The 18,777-nt window shown below is 73.7% G+C and carries 17 protein-coding genes; 7 read left to right on the top strand and 10 right to left on the bottom strand.

Annotation, left to right across the window (positions count from 1 at the left end; genetic code table 11):
* Positions 1-10: 10 nt before the first annotated feature.
* Positions 11-1,411 carry an acyl-CoA synthetase gene (locus ABGB11_RS07310; protein WP_347630119.1) on the bottom strand — a complete coding sequence of 467 codons (1,401 nt, stop codon included), beginning with the start codon at positions 1,409-1,411 and terminating at the stop codon, positions 11-13.
* A gap of 39 nt (positions 1,412-1,450) precedes the next feature.
* Between ABGB11_RS07310 and ABGB11_RS07305 the strand changes: the two genes are divergently transcribed.
* On the top strand, positions 1,451-2,071 hold the full coding sequence (locus tag ABGB11_RS07305) for a hypothetical protein (protein WP_347630117.1): 621 nt from the start codon (positions 1,451-1,453) through the stop codon (positions 2,069-2,071).
* A 39-nt stretch (positions 2,072-2,110) separates the two neighbouring features.
* Here the strand turns inward: ABGB11_RS07305 and ABGB11_RS07300 are convergent, their stop codons facing one another.
* Entirely contained in the window at positions 2,111-2,569 is a 459-nt protein-coding gene (locus ABGB11_RS07300) for a MarR family winged helix-turn-helix transcriptional regulator (protein WP_347630115.1), read from the bottom strand.
* Between the two features lie 80 nt (positions 2,570-2,649).
* On the opposite strand from ABGB11_RS07300, the gene wrbA reads away from it, so the two are divergent.
* The 3 genes from wrbA to ABGB11_RS07285 all read left to right on the top strand — a co-directional run bounded on the left by wrbA (position 2,650) and on the right by ABGB11_RS07285 (position 5,399).
* Positions 2,650-3,297: an NAD(P)H:quinone oxidoreductase gene (wrbA, locus tag ABGB11_RS07295; RefSeq protein WP_347630113.1), complete on the top strand. Its 648-nt coding sequence runs from the start codon at positions 2,650-2,652 to the stop codon at positions 3,295-3,297.
* Between the two features lie 19 nt (positions 3,298-3,316).
* Positions 3,317-4,720, top strand: coding sequence for an MFS transporter (locus ABGB11_RS07290; protein ID WP_347630111.1), 1,404 nt, complete (start codon positions 3,317-3,319; stop codon positions 4,718-4,720).
* A 100-nt stretch (positions 4,721-4,820) separates the two neighbouring features.
* Positions 4,821-5,399, top strand: coding sequence for a hypothetical protein (locus ABGB11_RS07285; RefSeq protein ID WP_347630109.1), 579 nt, complete (start codon positions 4,821-4,823; stop codon positions 5,397-5,399).
* A gap of 70 nt (positions 5,400-5,469) precedes the next feature.
* Here the strand turns inward: ABGB11_RS07285 and ABGB11_RS07280 are convergent, their stop codons facing one another.
* Positions 5,470-6,678, bottom strand: a complete 1,209-nt coding sequence (locus tag ABGB11_RS07280) for a phospholipase D-like domain-containing protein (protein WP_347630107.1) — start codon at positions 6,676-6,678, stop codon at positions 5,470-5,472.
* 150 nt (positions 6,679-6,828) lie between these two features.
* On the opposite strand from ABGB11_RS07280, the gene ABGB11_RS07275 reads away from it, so the two are divergent.
* The gene (locus tag ABGB11_RS07275; protein ID WP_347630105.1) at positions 6,829-7,188 is read left to right on the top strand and encodes a hypothetical protein; all 360 of its coding nucleotides are present in this window, start codon (positions 6,829-6,831) and stop codon (positions 7,186-7,188) included.
* Here ABGB11_RS07275 and ABGB11_RS07270 read toward each other — a convergent pair.
* Positions 7,149-9,017 (bottom strand): hydantoinase B/oxoprolinase family protein, encoded by a 1,869-nt coding sequence (locus ABGB11_RS07270; RefSeq protein ID WP_347630103.1) that lies wholly within the window; start codon positions 9,015-9,017, stop codon positions 7,149-7,151. The two genes, ABGB11_RS07275 and ABGB11_RS07270, sit on opposite strands and share 40 nt — an antisense overlap.
* Complete coding sequence (locus ABGB11_RS07265; protein WP_347630101.1) at positions 9,014-11,053, bottom strand: hydantoinase/oxoprolinase family protein; 2,040 nt, start codon at positions 11,051-11,053, stop codon at positions 9,014-9,016. Before ABGB11_RS07265 ends, ABGB11_RS07270 begins: the two co-directional genes overlap by 4 nt.
* Before the next feature lie 141 nt (positions 11,054-11,194).
* Here ABGB11_RS07265 and ABGB11_RS07260 point away from each other — a divergent pair, with 141 nt between their 5' ends.
* Positions 11,195-11,569 carry an FKBP-type peptidyl-prolyl cis-trans isomerase gene (locus ABGB11_RS07260; protein WP_347630100.1) on the top strand — a complete coding sequence of 125 codons (375 nt, stop codon included), beginning with the start codon at positions 11,195-11,197 and terminating at the stop codon, positions 11,567-11,569.
* 10 nt (positions 11,570-11,579) lie between these two features.
* On the opposite strand, the gene ABGB11_RS07255 is transcribed toward ABGB11_RS07260, so the two are convergent.
* Positions 11,580-12,212, bottom strand: a complete 633-nt coding sequence (locus ABGB11_RS07255) for a carbon monoxide dehydrogenase subunit G (RefSeq protein WP_347630098.1) — start codon at positions 12,210-12,212, stop codon at positions 11,580-11,582.
* A 238-nt stretch (positions 12,213-12,450) separates the two neighbouring features.
* Between ABGB11_RS07255 and ABGB11_RS07250 the strand changes: the two genes are divergently transcribed.
* Entirely contained in the window at positions 12,451-13,311 is an 861-nt protein-coding gene (locus ABGB11_RS07250) for a polysaccharide deacetylase family protein (protein WP_347630096.1), read from the top strand.
* Positions 13,312-13,472: 161 nt separating this feature from the next.
* Here ABGB11_RS07250 and cutA read toward each other — a convergent pair whose 3' ends face one another.
* The 4 genes from cutA to ABGB11_RS07230 are packed head-to-tail and all read right to left on the bottom strand — an operon-like array spanning position 13,473 to position 18,701.
* Entirely contained in the window at positions 13,473-15,887 is a 2,415-nt protein-coding gene (gene cutA, locus ABGB11_RS07245) for an aerobic carbon-monoxide dehydrogenase large subunit (protein ID WP_347630094.1), read from the bottom strand.
* Positions 15,887-16,414: a (2Fe-2S)-binding protein gene (locus ABGB11_RS07240; protein WP_347630092.1), complete on the bottom strand. Its 528-nt coding sequence runs from the start codon at positions 16,412-16,414 to the stop codon at positions 15,887-15,889. The genes cutA and ABGB11_RS07240 overlap by 1 nt, the downstream gene beginning before the upstream one ends.
* Positions 16,414-17,277 carry an FAD binding domain-containing protein gene (locus tag ABGB11_RS07235; protein WP_347630090.1) on the bottom strand — a complete coding sequence of 288 codons (864 nt, stop codon included), beginning with the start codon at positions 17,275-17,277 and terminating at the stop codon, positions 16,414-16,416. The genes ABGB11_RS07240 and ABGB11_RS07235 overlap by 1 nt, the downstream gene beginning before the upstream one ends.
* On the bottom strand, positions 17,274-18,701 hold the full coding sequence (locus ABGB11_RS07230) for a solute carrier family 23 protein (RefSeq protein ID WP_347630088.1): 1,428 nt from the start codon (positions 18,699-18,701) through the stop codon (positions 17,274-17,276). The genes ABGB11_RS07235 and ABGB11_RS07230 overlap by 4 nt, the downstream gene beginning before the upstream one ends.
* Between the last annotated feature and the right edge of the window lie 76 nt (positions 18,702-18,777).

The raw sequence follows: 18,777 nt of genomic DNA, 5'->3' as shown, positions 1-18,777 counted from the left end.
CGTCAACGATCTAAGGAGCGATCTCCGGGAGGCGGGACTTGACGACCTTGCCCATCGCGTTGCGGGGCAGGGAGCCGACCAGGTGGACGACGCGGGGCCGCTTGTGCACCGACAGGCGCTCGGCGACGAAGTCGACGAGCTGCTTCTCGCCGACGCCGTCGGCGACGACGTAGGCGGTGACCTGCTCGCCGAGGTCGTCGTGCGGGGTGCCGACGACGGCCGCCTCCCGGACGGCGGGGTGCGCGAGCAGCGCGTTCTCGATCTCGCCCGCGCCGATCCGGTAGCCGCCGCTCTTGATGAGGTCGGTGGACGCGCGGCCGACGATCCGGTGCCAGCCGTCCGGGCCGATCGTGGCGATGTCGCCGGTGCGGAACCAGCCGTCCGGCGCGAACGACTCCGCGGTGGCCTCGGGCCGGTTGAGGTAGCCCTTGAACAGCAGCGGCGCGCGGACGTGCAGCTCGCCGGGCGTCTCCCCGTCCGGCGGGACGGGCGAGCCGTCCTCGGCGGCCAGGCGCGTCTCGACGCCGGGCAACGGGGTGCCGACGTAACCGGGGCGCCTGTCGCCGCCGGCGCGCGCGCTGACCGTGATGAGGGTCTCCGTCATGCCGTAGCGCTCGACCGGACGGTGCCCGGTGAGTTCGGACAGCCGCTCGAACACGGGCACCGGAAGGGGGGCGCTGCCGGAGACGAGCAGGCGGGCGCCGCGGAGGGCCTCGGCGGTGGACGGGTCGGCCGCCGTCCGCGACCAGACGGTGGGGACGCCGAAGAACAGGCTGCCGCCGTCGCCCTTCGCCGCCGCCGCGTACAGCTCGGGCTTGGGGCGTCCGGTGTGGACGAGCGGCGACCCGACCCGCAGGGCGCCGAGCACGCCGAGGACGAGGCCGTGCACGTGGAACAGGGGCAGCCCGTGGACGAGGACGTCGTCGGGCGTCCAGTCCCAGGCCTCGGCGAGGGCGTCCAGCCCGGCGGCGATCGCACTCCGCGAGATCAGCACGCCCTTCGGCGCACCCGTCGTCCCGCTCGTGTACAGGATCAGCGCGGTCGCGCCGGCGGGCACCCCGCCCTGGGCGCTCCCGCGGTGCGGCAGCGCGTCGACCGGGACGAGGGGCGGCTCCCCGCCGGCGCGTTCCGCGTCCCCGGCGGCCAGGAGCAGGCTCGCACCGGAGTCGCCCAGGATGTGCGCGCGCTCGGCGGGCCCGGAGTCGGGCGGCAGCGGCACCACCGGCACGCCCGCGAGGATGCCCCCGGCGACCGCGGCGACGGTCTCCAGGGACGCCGTGGCGTGCACGGCCACCGCGTCCGCGCCCCGGATCTCCCCGGCGACCGCGGACGCCCAGCCGAGCAGCTCGTCCCGCGGCAGTTCCCGTCCGGCGACCCTGACCGGGCCGCCCGTCCCGCCGAGCAGGTCCATCTCCTCGCCCCTCTCCGTCTCGTCCGGCCACCTGGAAGTATGCCGTCCGTGCCGGACTCGACCATGACCTATCCCGCGCTGGCCGCGCGGCTGCTCGCGCTGCCGCCGTCGTGCGGGCCGGTGCGGGTCGTCGCGGTCGACGGCCCGAGCGGCGCCGGGAAGTCGACGTTCACCGACCACCTCGCCGAGGTCCTCCCCGGCCTGCCGGTCGTGCGGTCGGACGACTTCCGGGTGCCGTGGGACGCCGACCCGCTCACCTGGTGGCGTCCGCTGCGGGACACGGTGCTCGGCCCGCTGCGGGAGGGCCGCCCCGCGCTCCTGCGCCGCTACGACTGGCACCGCGACCGCTACGGCCCCGAGGTCGAGATCCCGCCGGCGCCCGTCCTGTTCGTCGAAGGAGTCGGCTCGGCCTGGGCGGAGTCCCCCGCCGCCTACCGGATCTGGATCGACGCACCCCGCGACCTGCGCCGCGCCCGCGCCATCGACCGCGACGGCCCCGCGTACGCCGGAGCCTGGGACGCGTGGGCCGTCCGCGAGCACACCCACTTCACCGCCGACGCCACCCGCGCCCGCTGCGACCTCCTCGTGGACGGCACCACCTTCACCCGGCACCGCTTCAGAGCCGATGCCGACAAGCCTCGGAGGCCCGGCGGCGGGTAGCCGCAGGCGGCCTGGACGTGGCGTCGCGGAACCGGTTCCTCAGCGGCGGCCGTCCGGATGGCGGGGGCGCCTGGGGTCGACGTTGGCGGTCAGGGTGCCGAGGAGGCCGGGCAGCTCCGCGACGGTCTCGGCGGGCAGGCCGGCCACGGTCTCCTCCGCCAGCGCGCACCACACCTCCTTGACCCGTCCGGCCAGCTCCGCGCCGCTGTCGGTGAGCTCGACGACGCTCGCGCGCCGGTCGGACGGGGCGGGACTCCGGCGGATGTGGCCGGACGCCTCGAGCTTGCGGGTCATGAGCGTGACGCTCGGCGGCTCGATGCCGAGCGCCCCGCTGAGCTCGGCCTGGATCATCGGGCCCGTCCGGGCCAGTTCGAGCAGCAGCGCCTCCTGGCCGGGATGCAGGCCGAGCGGGGCCAGCAGCGCCGCCGCCCGGGCCCGGTGGCGCAGGCTCAGGAGGCGGACGGCCTGGTTGACGGCGTCGGCGTGCGCGAAGTCCACGGCTCTCTCCTTGACGGAATTTAGTTATGCGCATAATAGTTAGGCGCATAACAAGTCTACCCGACAGCGAGGAGGCCGGCATGCCGGTGAAGGTCGCGATCATCTACTACAGCGCGACGGGCAGCGTCCACGCGCTCGCGGAGGCCGTCGCCGACGGCGCCGCCACGGCGGGCGCCGACGTGCGGCTGCGGCGGGTCGCCGAGCTGGCGCCCGGCGGCGCGATCGACGAGAACCCGCGGTGGCGGCGGCACGCCGACGCCACCGCCTCGATCCCCGAGGCCGCGGTCGAGGACCTGGCGTGGGCCGACGCGTTCGCGTTCGGGACGCCCACGCGGTTCGGCACCCCGGCCGCGCAGCTCAAGCAGTTCATCGACCAGGCCGTGGAGCTGTGGCGGGACGGCGCGCTGGCCGACAAGCCGGTGACGGCCTTCACCTCGGCCTTCAACCGGCACGGCGGCAGCGAGGCCACGATCCTGTCGCTGGCCAACGTCTTCTACCACTGGGGCGCGCTGATCGTCCCGCCCGGGTTCACCGACCCGGCCGTGTACGCCGCCGGCGGCAACCCCTACGGCACGTCGGCCACCGGACCGCGGGACGGGGACGGCCTGGATCCGGCGACCCTGGACGCGGCGCGGTACCAGGGACGGCGGCTGGTCCGGGTCGCGGCCCGCCTGCTGGCGGGCGACGCCGCCCCGGCCTTGACCGGGACCGCTTCCGGGACCGTGTGAGGCCGTCATGGACAAGGTCATGACGAGCACCGCGCCCCGGCCGGCCGTGCAGCGGACCGGCCGCGCCCGGATGGTCCTGGCGCTGGTGTGCGCCGTCCAGTTCATGGTGATCCTGGACGCGTCCATCGTGAACGTCGCCCTGCCGTCGGTCCAGCGGGACCTCGGCTTCTCGTCCACCGGCCTGGCCTGGGTGGTGAACGGCTACCTGCTCACCTTCGCCGGCTTCATGCTGCCGGGAGGCCGCGCGGCCGACCTGTTCGGCCATCGCCGGATGCTCGTCGCCGGGCTGCTCCTGTTCTCCGCCGCGAGCCTGGCCGGCGGCCTGGCGACCGCGCCGGAGGTCCTGGTGGCGGCCCGGGTCGCGCAGGGCACGGGAGCCGCCCTGCTGGCCCCGGCGACGCTGGCCGTCATCAACACCGCCTTCACCGACCCGCACGCGCGAGCGCGGGCGTTCGGCGCGTGGTCCGCCGCCGGCGGGGTCGGCGGGATGGCCGGCGCGGTCGCGGGCGGCGCCCTCACCACCGGCCTGTCGTGGCGGTGGGTCTTCCTGATCAACGTGCCGGTCGGCGCGGCGCTGATCGCGGTCGCGGCGATGTCCCTGGCGGGAGCCCCGGCCGCCCGGCGGGCGGCCCTCGACCTCACCGGCGCCGTCACCGCGACGGCCGGGCTGGCCGCGCTGATCTACGGGATCATGCAGAGCGCCGACCGCGGCTGGGCGTCCGCGCCCGTCGCCGGACCGGTCGCGGCGGGGCTGGCCCTGCTCGCCGCCTTCGTGCTGGTGGAGGCGCGTTTCGCCGTCCATCCGATGATGCCCCTGCGACTGTTCAGGATCCGGAGGGTGGCCGTCGGCAACGTCATGCTGCTGCTGTTCGGCGGCATCGCGATCGCGATGTGGTACTTCACGTCGCTGTTCCTGCAGAACGTCCTCGGCTACGGCGCGCTCCGGGCCGGCCTCGGCCAGACGCCCGCGGCGGTGACGTTCATGGTGGTCGCGCGCTTCGCCGCGGCCCTCCTCCCCCGCACGGGCGTGCGCGCTCTGGTGCTGGCGGGCTGCGGCGCCTTCCTGGCCGGCTTCGGCTGGCTCGCCCAGGCCGGCGCCGGCACCGGATACGTGACCGGCGTCCTCGGGCCGACCCTGCTCATCGCGGTCGGGATCGGGCTGACCTTCCCCACCCTCATGGCCGCGGCGACGGCCGACGCCCCCGAACGCGACGCGGGCGTCGTCGGCGGCCTGGCCAACACCGCGAGCCAGGCGGGCGGCTCCGCGGGCCTGGCGATCCTCGCGACGATCGCCGGCGCGAAGACCGGCTCCTCCCCCGCCGCCCTCGCCGCGGGATACGACCAGGTCTTCCTCACCGCGGCCGCCCTCGCCCTGGCCATCGCCCTGACCAGCATCCTCCTCCCCCGCCACCACCCCGCCTGAGCGCGGCCGGGGCTGAGCGGCTCGCCACACCGCTCAGCCCCCGGCGCGCCGGTGTGAGATGGTTCGGTTCTGGGCGATATGGCGTACCGAGGTGGTCGCGATGCAGGGCTCCTCCGATGCTCCCCCGGCCGATGCGGCCTACGTCTTACGGCTGGAGGGAACACGGCCGATCGCACTGGGCCTTGTGCTGTCCATCGGCCTGTTCACGGTCTTCGGCGCGGTCCAGTCAGTGCGCGCTCTGCTCGGCTCGGGTTCCGGCGTCTACGGCTGGCTGGCGCTGACGCTCTTCCCGTTGCTCTGCATCGCGCCGGGGGTGGCGATCGTCCGGCGCTCCGACCGCGAACAACGCCGCGCCGTACCCGGCGGGGTCATCCTGGCCGTCGAAGAGTCCGGCCTCTACCTGGGCGAGGCACCGGCCCGCCGCATCCCCTGGACGGGGATCGCCGAACTGGTCGTGTTCCGCCGGCCCATTTCCGACGCGGCCAACGCCCCCACCCTGGTCGTCGTGTCACGGAAATCCGGCCTGGCCTCCGTCCCCGCCGAACGCCGCCCGCACGACCCGCGCGAATGGGGCACCCCCGTCGACCTGCACCTGCGCGAACCCAAGCTCCGGAAACTCACCACCGCAGTGCACCGGTACGCCCCGGAAATACAAATCTGGGACGCCGGCCTCATCTAGCATCCAGTCGTGAATCGCGATCTCCGGCAGCTCAACTAGCTGCGCGGATAACCGTCCCAGCGGTTCACCGTCACAGGAAGCGGCGGATCGGCGTGATCGACAACTCCTTGGCCCGTTGCGTCAGGGAGCGCCGCGCCCATCGCGCGTGCTCGACCCGCTCGCTGCGGGCCAGGTCCGCGTCGAAATGCTCGTCGAGGGTCGCGGTCAGGCTCCGGTCGACCACGGCGAGCATGACCTCCTCGTCGTGGTCGAGGGACCGCCGGTTGAAGTTCGTCGACCCGGTGAGGGAGACCAGCCCGTCCATGGTGATGATCTTGGTGTGCAGCATCGAGGGCTGGAACTGGTGGATGCGCGCGCCGCAGTCCAGGAGGTCCTCGTAATTCCGCTGGCTCGCCAGGCGGCTCACGCGCTTGTCGGCATGCGGGCCCGGCAGGAGCAGCTCCACCTCGACGCCCCGCCGCATGGTCTCGCAGAGCAGATCGATGAAGTAGGCGTCAGGGGCGAAATAGGCGGAGGCCAGCCTCAGCCGCCGCTCGGCCATCTGGAGCACGATCCGGAGGAGGGTCTGCATGTCCTGCCAGCCGAAGCTCGCCGAACCCCGGACGACCTGCACCACGGCATCGCCGGCCGGTTCGTGGCGGACGAAGCGGTCGCGGTCGTCGAACAGCACGTCGTGGCACTCGGCCCAGTTCTGGGCGAACGCCGCCGCGATGCCGTCCACCGCGGGCCCCTGGACCCGGAAGTGGCTGTCGCGCCACTCGTGCTCGTTGCGGGCGTCGCCGCACCATTCCTCGGCGATGCCGACCCCGCCTGTGAAGGCCACCTGCTCGTCCACCACGAGCACTTTGCGGTGGCAGCGGTGGTTCTGCTTGAACGGCGACAGGTAGGCCGGTTTGCGGAACCAGCCGACCGTGACGCCGGCGCGGTCCATCTGGTCCAGCAGATCCTTCTCGATCTGCCAGCTGCCGATGCCGTCCAGGAGCAGCCGGACGCGGACCCCGGCGCGGGCGCGGTCCGACAGCGCGTCGGCGAACCTATGGGCGATGTCCCCGCGCCAGTACACGTAGGTCATCATGTCGACCATGTGCCGCGCTCCGCCGATCGCGCCGAGCATCTCCGGGAAGATCTCGTCCCCGTTGCGCAGGGGCGTCACGGCGTTCCCCTCCGTGGCCGCGACGCCGATGAGCCGCTCCAGGGACCGGCGGAGCCGGTGGGCCCGGTCAGCGGACACGTCGACGTCGTCCTCGATGGAACCCGTCTGCTCCTGCGGCACGGTCACCTGTCTGCTCCTCACGACCGGACACACGCGAGCGCTCGTCGCTCCGGCGCAGGTTCGTCCCCCGTTTTGCGAACTTCATGCCGTTCCACAAGCCCGGCTTTGCCCTGGCGTCGTGACGGTGGTCCCACGTGCCGGTAGCGTGGCCGAGCGATGATGATCGACGTCGACCGCACCAGCGTCGCCATGGGCGACGACGCCCTCCCCCACGCGGAGACGATCGACCTCCCCGGGGAGACGCCCCTGGCCGAGGTCGTCGCATATCTCCTGGAACGAAACTTCCTCGCCACGATCGCGAGCGGGCAGGCCACGTGGATCCTCATGGCCGGCCGGCCCCTGGCGGTCGTGGCGCAGCAGTGGACCGAACCCCGGTTCCTCGTCGACGCGGCGCGGCCGATCAGCTCGTTCGGCCAGGAGGGGCGCGGCGTCTCGCTCATGTTCCGCTACTGGAAGCAGCACGATCCGGGCCGCGTCTACGAGGAACTCGCCGCCGGACGCATGCCCGAGCGCTGACCCCTGGCGCCGCACGCTCCGTGAGTGTCGACGTCGGCTGAGGTGCGGCCGCCGGACAGTTCGGGGTAGCCGGGGCCGCGGTCGAAGAACGGGACGGCGCCGCGCTCGGCGCGCAGGCGGGCGCGCAGGGTCGCGGTGGCCGCGTCGTCCACCGCGCCATCGGCCAGGACGACGCCGTAGTCGTCGCGGGCGCCGTCCAGGGACACCTTGCCGTCGCGGACGTCGGCGGCGACGCGGGACGGGTCGCGGTTCAGCGGGTCGCCCCATCCGCCGCCCCCGGTCGTGCGGATGCGGATGGTCTGCCCGGCCTCGACCGGGTGGTCGTCCACGAGGCCGTCCATCTCCTCGCCGTCGATGTCCACCCGGAAGGGGCGTCCCGCGCGGCCCCCGTTGACGCCCCAGCACGACAGGATCGAGCGGTCGGCGATCGACATGTAGCGGGCGTCGCGGAGCATCCGGATGTGCTTGTCGTAGCCGAGGCCGCCGCGGTGCTCCCCCGGCCCGCCGGAGTCGACGGCCAGGCCGAGGCGCTCGACGACGAACGGCCAGCGGGCCTCGGCGAACTCGGCCGGGATGTTGCGGGAGTCGGGCACGACGTGGATGGTGTCCTCGCCGTCGGCGTAGTAGCGGCCGCCGGAGCCGCCGCCGAGGACCTCGCGCATCAGGTACGGGCCGCGGTCGTCCTCGCCGTAGACGCCGGTGTAGCGGATCGTCTCCTGGTCGGCGGGCATCCGGCCGTGCGTGGCCTTGGCGAGCACGCCCGCGAGGACGCCGAGCAGGCGCAGGATGACGAACGTGCGGGCGTTGGTCGGAGCGGGGAAGACGGGGGTGAGCAGCGTGCCCTTCTCCGGGAAGCGCATCTCGATGAGCGGCACCACGCCCTCGTTGACGTCGAGTTCGGCGGCCCGCTCGGGGGTGTCGGCCAGGTTCCGCAGGACGGGCGCCAGCCACTTCTTCAGGAACACCCCGCCGGCGTAGTCGCCCGCGTGGTTGATGGGCCCCTTGGCCTGCGGGGACGTCCCGGTGAAGTCGATGATCAAGGGGACGGCCGCCGCCTTGTCGACGGTCAGCGTGATCCGCTGGGCGTGCAGGCGGGGCGGGTCCACGCCGTCGTGCTCGGCGTAGTCCTCCCACACGAACGTCCCGTCGGGGATCTTGGCGAGCAGCTCGCGGCGGAACGTCTCGGTGGTCCGGTCGATGATCGCGTCGAAGCACGCCTCGACGTGCGCGCGGCCGTAGCGGGCGAACAGCTCGCCGAGGCGGCGGGCGCCCATCAGGCAGGCCGAGCACTCGGCGTCGAGGTCGCCGGCGAGCGAGTCGGGCATCCGCGAGTTGCGGGTCATGATCGTCAGCGCCGCCTCGTTCGGGACGCCCCGGTCCCACAGCTTGATCGGCGGGACCATCAGCCCCTCCTCGAACGCGCTGCGGGCGTGGCTCGGCATCGATCCGGGCACGGCGCCGCCGATGTCGTCGTGGTGGCCGAACGCCTGGACGAACGCGACCACCTCGCCGCCGTGGAAGACCGGCACGGTCACGCACAGGTCCGGCAGGTGTCCGATGCCCCCCTCCGACAGGTACACGTCGTTGTGGAAGAACACGTCGCCGGGACGCATCCGCTCCAGCGGGAAGTCGCGGGCGATCGGCTGGACGAGCGCCGAGTACGAGCGTCCGGTCAGCTTGCGGAGCCGCCGGTCGTGGATGCCGGCGCGGAAGTCGTGCGCGTCCCGGATCATCGGGGACCGGGCGGTCCGCGCGATGGCCGTCTCGACCTCGCGCTCCACCGACGCGAGCGTCCCCTCCACGATCTCCAGCAGGATCGGGTCGATCATCGCGTCACCACCAGGTTTCCGTAGCCGTCGAGGGAGGCGGTGAAGCCCGGGTGCAGCGGGAGGGTGGAGCCGAACTCCTCGATGACGGCCGGGCCCTCGATCGTGTCGCCCGGAGCAAGCTTCTCGCGCCGGTAGACCGGCGTCTCCTCCCAGGCGTCGAAGTGGACGTCCCGCGTGCCGGTGCGGGCGCGGGACGGATCGCCGGCCCCGGGCGGGCGTTCCGCCAGGCGGGGACGGTCGATCGGGCCGATTCCCGAGACGCGCAGGTTGACCCACTCGACCGGATGGCGCGGGTCGTCCCGGTAGCAGTAGCCGTAGAGGGCCTCGTGGGCGTCGTGGAACCGGCGGACGACCTCGGCGCGGAACGCCTCGTCCGGCGCACCGGCCGGGGCGGCGACCCGCACCTCGAACGCCTGCCCGTAGTACCGCAGGTCGGCCGAGCGGGCGAAGCGGCGCCGGTCCGCGGGGAACCCCTCGCGGGCGAGGGCCCCCGCGGCCTCGCCTTCGAGGTCGGCGTACACCTCGGCGAGCAGCGCCGGGGCCAGCTCGGCGTCGCGGACGACCCGCGTGCGCACGTAGTCGTTCTTCACGTCCACCGTGAGCAGCCCGTACGCCGACAGGTTGCCGGGGTTCTCCGGGACGACGGCGGCGGGCAGCCCGAGGACGTCGAGCAGCCGGCACGCCAGCAGCGGCCCCGAGCCGCCGAACGCGACGAGCGGGTAGTCGCGGACGTCGAGGCCCCGCTTGACCGTGATCTGCCGGATGGCGTTGGCCTGGTTCCACGCCGAGATCTCCAGGATCCCCGCGGCGGCCCGCTCCACCGGCAGCCCGAGGTCCTTGGCGAGGGCGCCGAGCCCCGCGCGGGCGGCGTCCACGTCCAGCGGCACCTCGCCCCCCAGCAGATGCGGCGGGATGCGGCCGAGGACGGCGTGCGCGTCGGTCACCGTGACCTCGGTGCCGCCGCGCCCGTAGCAGAGCGGCCCCGGGTCGGCGCCGGCGCTGCGCGGCCCGACCTTCAGCGCGCCCTCCGGCGACCGCCACGCGACCGACCCGCCGCCCGCCCCGACCGTCACGATGTCGATCATCGGGATCTTGACGGGGTGCCGCCCGATCGAGCCCTCGGTGGTGAGCGTCGGCTCCCCGTCCAGGACGACGGCGACGTCGGTGGACGTCCCGCCGCCGTCCAGCGTCACGACGGAGCCGTGCCCGGTGTGCGAGACGACGAACGCCGCGCCGAGCGCCCCGGCGGCCGGGCCGGACAGCACGGTCGTGATCGGCTGCCGGGCGACCTCCTCGGCCGACAGCACGCCGCCGTTGCTCTTCATCACCAGCAGCCGGGACGGGGCGCGCTCCGCGATCCGCGCGAGGTAGCCGTTCATGGCGGGCTTCACGGCGGCGTCCACGAGCGTCGTCACGGACCGCTCGTACTCGCGGTACTCGCGCAGCACCTCGCACGACAGCGACACCACCGCGTCCGGGTGCTCGCGGGCCAGGACGTCCCGCATGGCCAGTTCGTGGGACGGATCGGCGTAGGAGTGCAGGAAGCACACCCCGATCGCGTCGATGCCCTGCTCCCGGAACCAGCGGGCCGCCGCCACCGCCGACGCCTCGTCGAACGGCCGGATCTCGGCGCCGGTGTGGTCCAGGCGCCCGCCGACCCCGCGCACCCGCTGCACCGGGACGATCCGCGGCGGCTTCACCCAGAAGTAGCTGTTGCCGTAGCCGTCCGGGACGCTCTGCCGCGCGATCTCCAGCACGTTCTCGAAGCCCTCGGTGGTGACGAACCCGAGGTCGTCGATCCGGTCCTCCAGGAGCCGGTTCGTCGCGACCGTCGTGCCGTGGGACAGCGCGGCGACGTCCGCGGAACCGGCGCCGAGCAGGCCGAGGATCTTCGCGACCCCGTCCGCGAACCCCTCCGCGGGGTCGGCGGGCGTCGAGGGGGTCTTGGTGGTGGTCAGGCCCCCGTCCTCGTCCAGGGCGACGACGTCGGTGAACGTCCCGCCCGTGTCGATCCCGATCCGCAACCGCCTCGCCATGATGAAGGGTCTACCGGACGCCGCCCACCTGGGAAACCGTCGCAATCTGCCAACGGACGCCGTGTTCTTTCGTGAGACCGCGTTGGGGCTAGGCTGAGCACTTCCTTTCCATGCATCCGATCAGACCGCTGGAGCCCCTTCATGGCGCTTGAACGCCCCGAGATCGACTTCCCCGAGGGGCAGCCGCCCACGTACCTCGACATCACCGACATCACGGTGGGCGACGGCCCGGAGGCGGCCAAGGGCTCGAACGTGTCGATGCACTACGTCGGCGTGTCGTGGTCCACCGGTGAGGAGTTCGACGCGTCCTGGAACCGCGGCGGCACCCTGGACTTCGAGCTCGGCGGCGGCCGCGTCATCAAGGGCTGGGACATGGGCATCGCCGGCATGAAGGTCGGCGGGCGCCGCAAGCTCGTCATCCCGCCGCACCTGGCGTACGGCGACCGCAGCCCGAGCCCGGCGATCAAGCCCGGCGAGACGCTGATCTTCGTCGTCGACCTGGTGAGCGTGAGCTGACCCTCCGGGCTCATCTCCCCTGGCGGCCCAGCAGGTAGCCGACGGCGACGCCGGCGAGGGCGACGGCCCCGCCGGACACGAACGCGGCGGCCATCGGCCAGGCCGTGCCCGCCGTCCGGTCCGGGGCGGCCGCGGCGCGTCCCGGGTACACCGGGCCGGCCTGCTCCGGCGCGGCGTCCGGCGGCGCCGCCGCCGGGGCGGGCGCCGGGGCGGTGAGGTCGCGTTCGACCGCGGCGAAGAACTCGCCCGCGGTGCGCTTGGCGACGCTGCCGAGCATCCGCTGCCCGACGCCGCCGACCATCCCGCCGACGACGGCGTCCGCGTCGTAGTCGATGCGGGTCGCGCCGTCGCCGCCGGACAGCCGGACGCGGACGGTGGCGTCCACCGTGCCCGGAGCCCCCTGGCCGCGGGCGCGCAGCACGAACGAGCGCGGCGGGTCGGGCTCGGCGAGCTCGACCCGCCCCACGTACGTGCCCTTGATCGAGGCGACGCCCGCGGTGACCGTCATGCGGTAGGTGTCGGGCGCCGTCTCCTCCAGGGAGCTGCATCCGGGGATCGTCCTCGCCAGGACGGCCGGGTCCTGGAGCGCGTCCCAGACGCGGTCGAGCGGAGCGGCGACGCTGGCACTGCCGGTGAGCTGCATGAATCGACTTTAGAGAACGCCGCCGCGGCACCGAACGGCAACATCTGCCGAGTACACGCCGAGGATTGGGCAGATGCGCCCCGGAGCGGCCTGGAAATGGTCAGATATGTCCGGCAGGTTCTGCCGGGCGCGAACCCGGAAGGCCGTGCGCGCGTCAACCGTTGCGACGCCCGGAGCGACCGCTCGAGCGAGCGCTCAGGGGATGACGAGCAGCCGAGAGGGAAGGAGCACGCGGCAGATGCGAGGGAAGACGCCCGTGATCGCCATGGTCGCCGCCGGAGTGTTCGGCGTGGCCGCGGGCGGCTGGCCCGTCGTGACCGCGCCGTTCGGCGGCGACCCCGGGCCGTCGATGCGCACCCAGCTCGCCGGCGTGCTCGGCGACCAGCGGTGGCCGGCGCCGAAACCCGGCTCCTGGACGATGCCGGCGCCCGCCGCGAACGGCCTGCCCCCGGTCATCAACCACATCGAGACGCAGGACCGCGTCGTCTTCCTGACGATCGACGACGGCTACACCTACGACTCGGAGTTCGTGAACCTCGTCCGCAAGGAGAAGGTGCCGATCCTGACGTTCCTGACCTCCACCTACATCAAGGGGCAGGGGCAGTATTTCTGGGCCATGCGCAACGCCGGCTCGCAGATGGAGAACCACACCGTCAGCCACCCGAACATGGCGACGCTCAGCGCCGAGGCGCAGAAGAAGCAGATCTGCGAATCCTCCGACGAGATCCAGAAGCAGTACGGGCGGCGTCCGCAGATCTTCCGGCCCCCGTTCGGCAGCTTCAACCAGACCACGCTCCAGGTCGCCAAGGAATGCGGCATCAAGTCGGTGCTGCTGTGGTCGGCGGAGTTCTACAACGGCACCACCGGCCCCGGCGTCGGCCGCGACGGCTTCGCCCGCGGCGACGGCGGCAAGGGGTTCAAGCCCGGCGACATCGTCCTGATGCACTACCGCAAGGGCCTCGCCCACCAGTTCCAGATGATCCTCGGCTGGATCAGGCAGGCCGGGTTCCGGCCCGCGGCCGTCGAGAACTACCTGCCGAAGTCGCTCGGCGGCAACGCGCCCGACAAGCCCGCACCGGCCAAGCCCACCCACGCCTGAGCGCCGCGCGCGAGACCCCGCCCGATAAGCGACCTTCCCGGACGAATCGCGGTTAGCCCGAGGGCCCGCGGCGGCCTTCACTAGGGTCAACACGCTGGCGGGGCCGAGGTCCCCCGCTACCCGAGCCGGCCCCGCCAGCATCGGACGCCGCGCCGGCGCGGTCAGCCGGTCCGCACGCCCTCCCGGACGCGCAGGGACGGGTCGCTCGCGGCGCGCTCCCTGAGCGTGTAGAGGCCGTCCGGGGAGAGCGGCATCGCGTCCACGCGGACGCCCTCCGCGTCCTCGACCGCCGAGGCGATCACGGCCGACACCGGGATGACCCCCGCCTCCCCCGCGCCCTTGATGCCGAGCGGGTTCAGCGGCGACGGCGTCTCCAGATGGTCGGTCTCGATGCGCGGGATCTCCGTCGCGTACGGCATCAGGAAGTCCATGAACGACGCGTTCAGGAGCTGCCCCGACTCGTCGTAGGCCATCCGCTCGTACAGCGCGCCGCCGATGCCCTGCGCCACGCCGCCGTGGATCTGCCCCTCCACCACCATCGGGTTGATGAGCCGCCCGCAGTCGTGCACGACCGCGTACCGCAGGATCGCGATCTCCGCGGTGTCGGGGTCGACCTCCACGATCGCGGCGTGCGCGCCGGCCGCGAACGTGGACCGCACCGGCGAGTAGTAGTCGCGCCCCTCCAGGCCGGGCTCGTCCCCCTCCGCGACCGGCGGCTCGGTGACCGGGCGGCCCACCGCGAACTGCGTCGCCGCCGCGGCCTCCTCGTCGAACGCGTACCGCAGCGGGTTCGACAGCACCGCGACCGTCCGCAGCGGGACGGCCGCCGACGGGTCGCCGCGGACGTGCACGACGCCGTCGGTGATGTCGAGGTCGTCCGGGTCGGCCTCCAGGGCCTCGCCCGCGATGCGCAGCGCCTTGGCGCGCACCTTCCGGGCGGCGAGCGCGATCGCGTTGCCGCTCATCACGGCCGCGCGGGACGCGAACGTCCCGACCGCGTACCCGAACCGGCGCGTGTCGCCCGTCGTCACCCGCACGTCCTCGATCGGGACGCCCAGCTCCGCCGCGGCGATCTGCGCGAACACCGTCTCGTGCCCCTGGCCCTGCGAGGTCAGCCCGGTCGACACGTGCACCCGCCCGGCGGTGTCGACCTCGACGTGGCCGCCCTCGTACGGCCCGACGCCCGTCCCCTCCACGTAGACGCCGAGGCCGATGCCGAGCCGGCGGCCCCGGGCCGCCGCGGCGGCGCGCTCGGCCTCGAAGCCGTCCCAGCCGATCAGGTCGCGCGCCTTGCGGAGCAGCTCGGGGTAGTCGCCCGAGTCGTAGATCAGCGGGCGGCCGTCCTGGAACGTCAGGCCCTGGTCGTAGGGGAACTCCTCGGGCCGGATGAAGTTCGCCGCGCGCACGTCCGCGCGGTCGAGGCCGAGGTGGCGGGCGATGCGGTCCATCGTCCGCTCCATGCAGAACACGCCCTGCGGGCGGCCCGCGCCCCGGTACGGGGTGACGATCAGGGTGTTGGTGTAGAGGCTGACGACCTCCGCCCGGTACGCGCCGATCTTGTACGGGCCGAGGAGCTGGGTGGAGGTGACGATCGGGATGATGATCCCGTACGGGGTGTAGGCGCCGTGGTCGTGCAGGATCCGCACGTCCAGGCCGAGGACGCGGCCCTCGTCGTCGAACCCGACCCGCACCCGCTGCAGCTGGCCGCGCTCGTGCGCGGCCGACACGAAGTGCTCGCGGCGGTCCTCGGTCCACTTCAGCTCGCGGTCCAGCAGCCGCGCCGCCCAGGGGACGAGCACCTCCTCCGGCCACGGGTGCACGATCTTCACGCCGAACCCGCCGCCGACGTCCGGCGCGATCACCTCGACCTTGCCGTTCGGCAGCCCGAGCCGCGCCGCGATCGCCGCCCGCACGCTCGTGGACGCCTGCGTGGACGAGTACACGCGCAGCGACCCGTCGTCGGCGTCCCACCGCGCGTAGACGCCGCGCCCCTCCAGCGGCATGGACGCGCTGCGCTCGATCGCCAGGCCGAACTCCAGCACGTGCGGCGCGGCGCCGATCGCGGCGCCGGCGTCGCCGGTCTCCTGCACGAGGACGGCGCCCACGTTGCCGGGCACGTCGTCGTGGACGAGGTGCTCCGCCCGCTCGGCCGCCTCGATGCCGACGACGGCGGGCAGCGGCTCGTACTCCACGCGGATGCGCTCGGCGGCGTCCTCGGCCAGGTACCGGTCGCGGGCGACGACCATCGCGACGGGCTCGCCGACGTGCCGGACGACGTCGCGGGCCAGCGGGTACCCGGTGCGGCCGTGGGTCAGCGACGGATGCGGGATGAGCAGCGGCAGCGGCTCGCCGACCCGGCCGGGAAGGTCCTCCCAGGTGTAGACGGCGACGAGGCCGTCGACGTCCAGCGCCTCCGACACGTCGATGTCGGCGATGCGGGCGTGCGCGTGCGGGGACCGCACGAACGCCGCGGCCAGGGCGTCCCGCCCGAGGTCGTCCAGGTAGCGGCCGCGGCCGGTAAGGAGCCTGCCGTCCTCGCGGCGCCTGACCGGTTCGCCGAACACGCGGGTGCCCATCACGCCTCCTCAGCAGTCTCCCGGCGAGGGGCCCCCTCGCCTCCCCCGGACTCGTCGAGCAGGTCGGCGGCGCGGTGCACCGACTTGACGATGTTCTGGTAGCCGGTGCAGCGGCACAGGTTCCCCGAGATCCCCTCCAGGACCTGGTCGTCGGTCGGGTGCGGCGTCTCCCGCAGAAGCGCCGTGACCGTGCAGAGGAACCCGGGCGTGCAGAAGCCGCACTGCAACCCGTGGCATTCGCGGAAGGCCCGCTGCACCGGCGACGGCGTCCCGTCCGGGGCCGCGAGACCCTCCACGGTGGTGACCTCGTGGCCGGACGCGGTCACGGCGAACATCAGGCACGACCGCACCGGCTCGCCGTCGAGCAGGACGGTGCAGCAGCCGCAGACGCCGTGCTCGCAGCCGACGTGCGTGCCGGTGAGCCCGAGGTCGTGCCGGAGCAGGTCCGACAGCAGGCGCCGCGCCGGGACCCGTGCGGCGCGGTGCGTCCCGTTGACGGTCAGCGCGACCTCGAAGCCCTCCTCCATCAGTCCTCCGCCTTCCGCAGCGCCTCGGCGGCCGCCGAGCTCAGGGCGCGCTCGGTGAGCACGCCGGTCAGGTGCCGCCGGTACGCGGCGCCCGCGTGGATGTCGGGTTCCGGGTCGATCCGCTCCCGGACGTGGGCGGCGGCGGCCGCCCAGTCGCCGCCCGGCCCCGCGGCGCCGGCCAGGTCGAGCACGAGCGGCGTCGCGGCGATGCCGAGGTAGCCGGCGCGGGCCTCGCGGACCCGCAGGTCCTCGTCCAGGCCGACGACGGCGGCGACGCCGGACAGCGCGTAGTCGCCGTGCCGCCGGGCCGTCTCGGCGAACGCGCTCCCGGTACGGGGCGGGGCGGCCGGGAAGAAAGCGGCGACGGCCAGCTCGCCCGGTTCGAGCGCCGACTCCAGCGGGCCGCGGAAGAACGCGGCGGCCGGGATCGTGCGGCGCCCCCGCGCCGACGCGGCCTCGACCGTCCCGCCGAGGACGGTGAGCACGGCGGGCAGCTCGGCGGCCGGATCGGCGTGGGCGAGGCTGCCGACGACCGTCCCCCGGTTGCGGATCACCGGATGCGCGACGTGCCGGAGCGCCCGCCCGAGGAGCGGCTGGACGGCGGCGGCCTCCGCGGAGCGCTCCACCCTGGCGTGCCGGGCGAGCGCGCCGACCCGCACGCCCGCGTCCCCGACATGGACGGTGTCGAGCTCGGCGACGCGGTTGATGTCGACCAGGTCGGACGGCGCCGCGAGCCGCATGTTGAGCAGCGGGATGAGGCTCTGGCCGCCCGCGAGGACCTTGCCGCCCGGCGCGGCGGCCAGCGCCTCCAGCGCCTCGGCGACGGTGGCGGGCGCGTGGTAGCCGAACGGGGGCGGCTTCACCGGGTCGGGCCGCCGATCTCCGTCTCGGACGGCGCGATGATGCCGCCGCCCGAGTCGTCCGGTCCGCGCAGCGCGTTCAGGACGTGGTAGCCGAGCAGGACGGCGATGGTGCCGAGTGCGATCCCCTGCAGCGGGAAGTCGTCGGTGATCTGCAGCGTCACGTTCCCGATCGCCAGGATGACCGCCGCCGCCACCGGGACGAGGTTGACCGGGTCGCCGAAGTCGACGCGGTTCTCGACCCAGATCTTCGCGCCGAGCAGCCCGATCATGCCGTAGAGGACGACGGTGATGCCGCCGAGCACGCCGCCCGGGGTCGCGGCGACGAGCGCGCCGAACTTCGGGCACAGCCCGAACAGGATCGCCACGATCGCGGCGATGTAGTAGGCGGCCGTCGAGTAGATCCGGGTCGCGGCCATGACGCCGATGTTCTCGGCGTAGGTGGTGGTGGGCGAGCCGCCGACGGACGTGGCGAGGGCGGTGCCGACGCCGTCCGCAGCGATGGCCCGGCCGAGGACGGGGTCCAGGTCGTCGCGCGTCATCGCCGCGACGGCCTTGACGTGCCCGGTGTTCTCCGCGATCAGCGCGATGACGGCGGGCAGCGCCAGCAGGACCGCCGAGGTCTTGAAGTCGGGCGAGTGCAGGGTCGGGAAGCCGAACCAGTCGGCGGCCTTCACGTTCGTGAAGTCGACCCGGTCGTGCGGGAACGCGGTGGCGACGCAGTACGGGCCCTCGGCGGTGCACGCCTTGCCCGTCCCGTCCAGCAGGTTCTGCCCCGGCAGCACCGAGGTGATCTTGCCGGCGGTCTGGTCGAGGACCCAGGAGAGGACGAAGCCGAACACCAGGGCCAGCAGGATCGTGATGCGCGCCCAGAAGCCGCGCAGCAGCACCGCGCACAGCACCGCGAAGCCCAGGGTCGCCAGCGCGACCCACTGATCCTGCGGCCAGTAGACCGTGGCGACCACCGGGGCCAGGTTGAAGCCGATCAGCATGACCACGGCGCCGGTCACCACCGGCGGGAACACCCGGTGGATGAGGTCCCCGCCCACGAAGTGGATCAGGACGCCGATCGCCGCGAGCACCAGGCCCGAGACGAAGATCGCCCCGGTCACGGTCGCGCTGTCGCCGCCCGCCGCGCGGATCGCCGCGACCGCGCCGACGAACGACGCGCTCGTGCCGAGGTAGCTCGGCACCCGGCCGCCGACGATCAGCAGGAACAGGATCGTCGCGACCCCCGACATCATGATGGCGAGGTTCGGGTCCAGGCCCATCACGATGGGGAACACGAACGTCGCCCCGAACATCGCCACCACGTGCTGGGCGCCGATGCCGGCGGTGCGCGGCCACGACAGCCGCTCGTCCGGCCTCACGACCTCCCCGGGCGGCGGCGTGCGTCCGTCGCCGTGCAGCTTCCAGCCGGTCACCATGGGGGTCCTCCTGCTCGGCCGACCGCGTTCATGCGGGCAAGGTAGATCTACCCCGATGGGCGGGCATCGGCGACAT

It is taken from the genome of Actinomadura sp. B10D3 (genome assembly GCF_039871695.1).
GTDB lineage: Bacteria > Actinomycetota > Actinomycetes > Streptosporangiales > Streptosporangiaceae > Spirillospora > Spirillospora madurae.
Note: the sequence above shows the minus strand (reverse complement) of the source record. Positions and strands in the feature narration are given on the sequence as shown.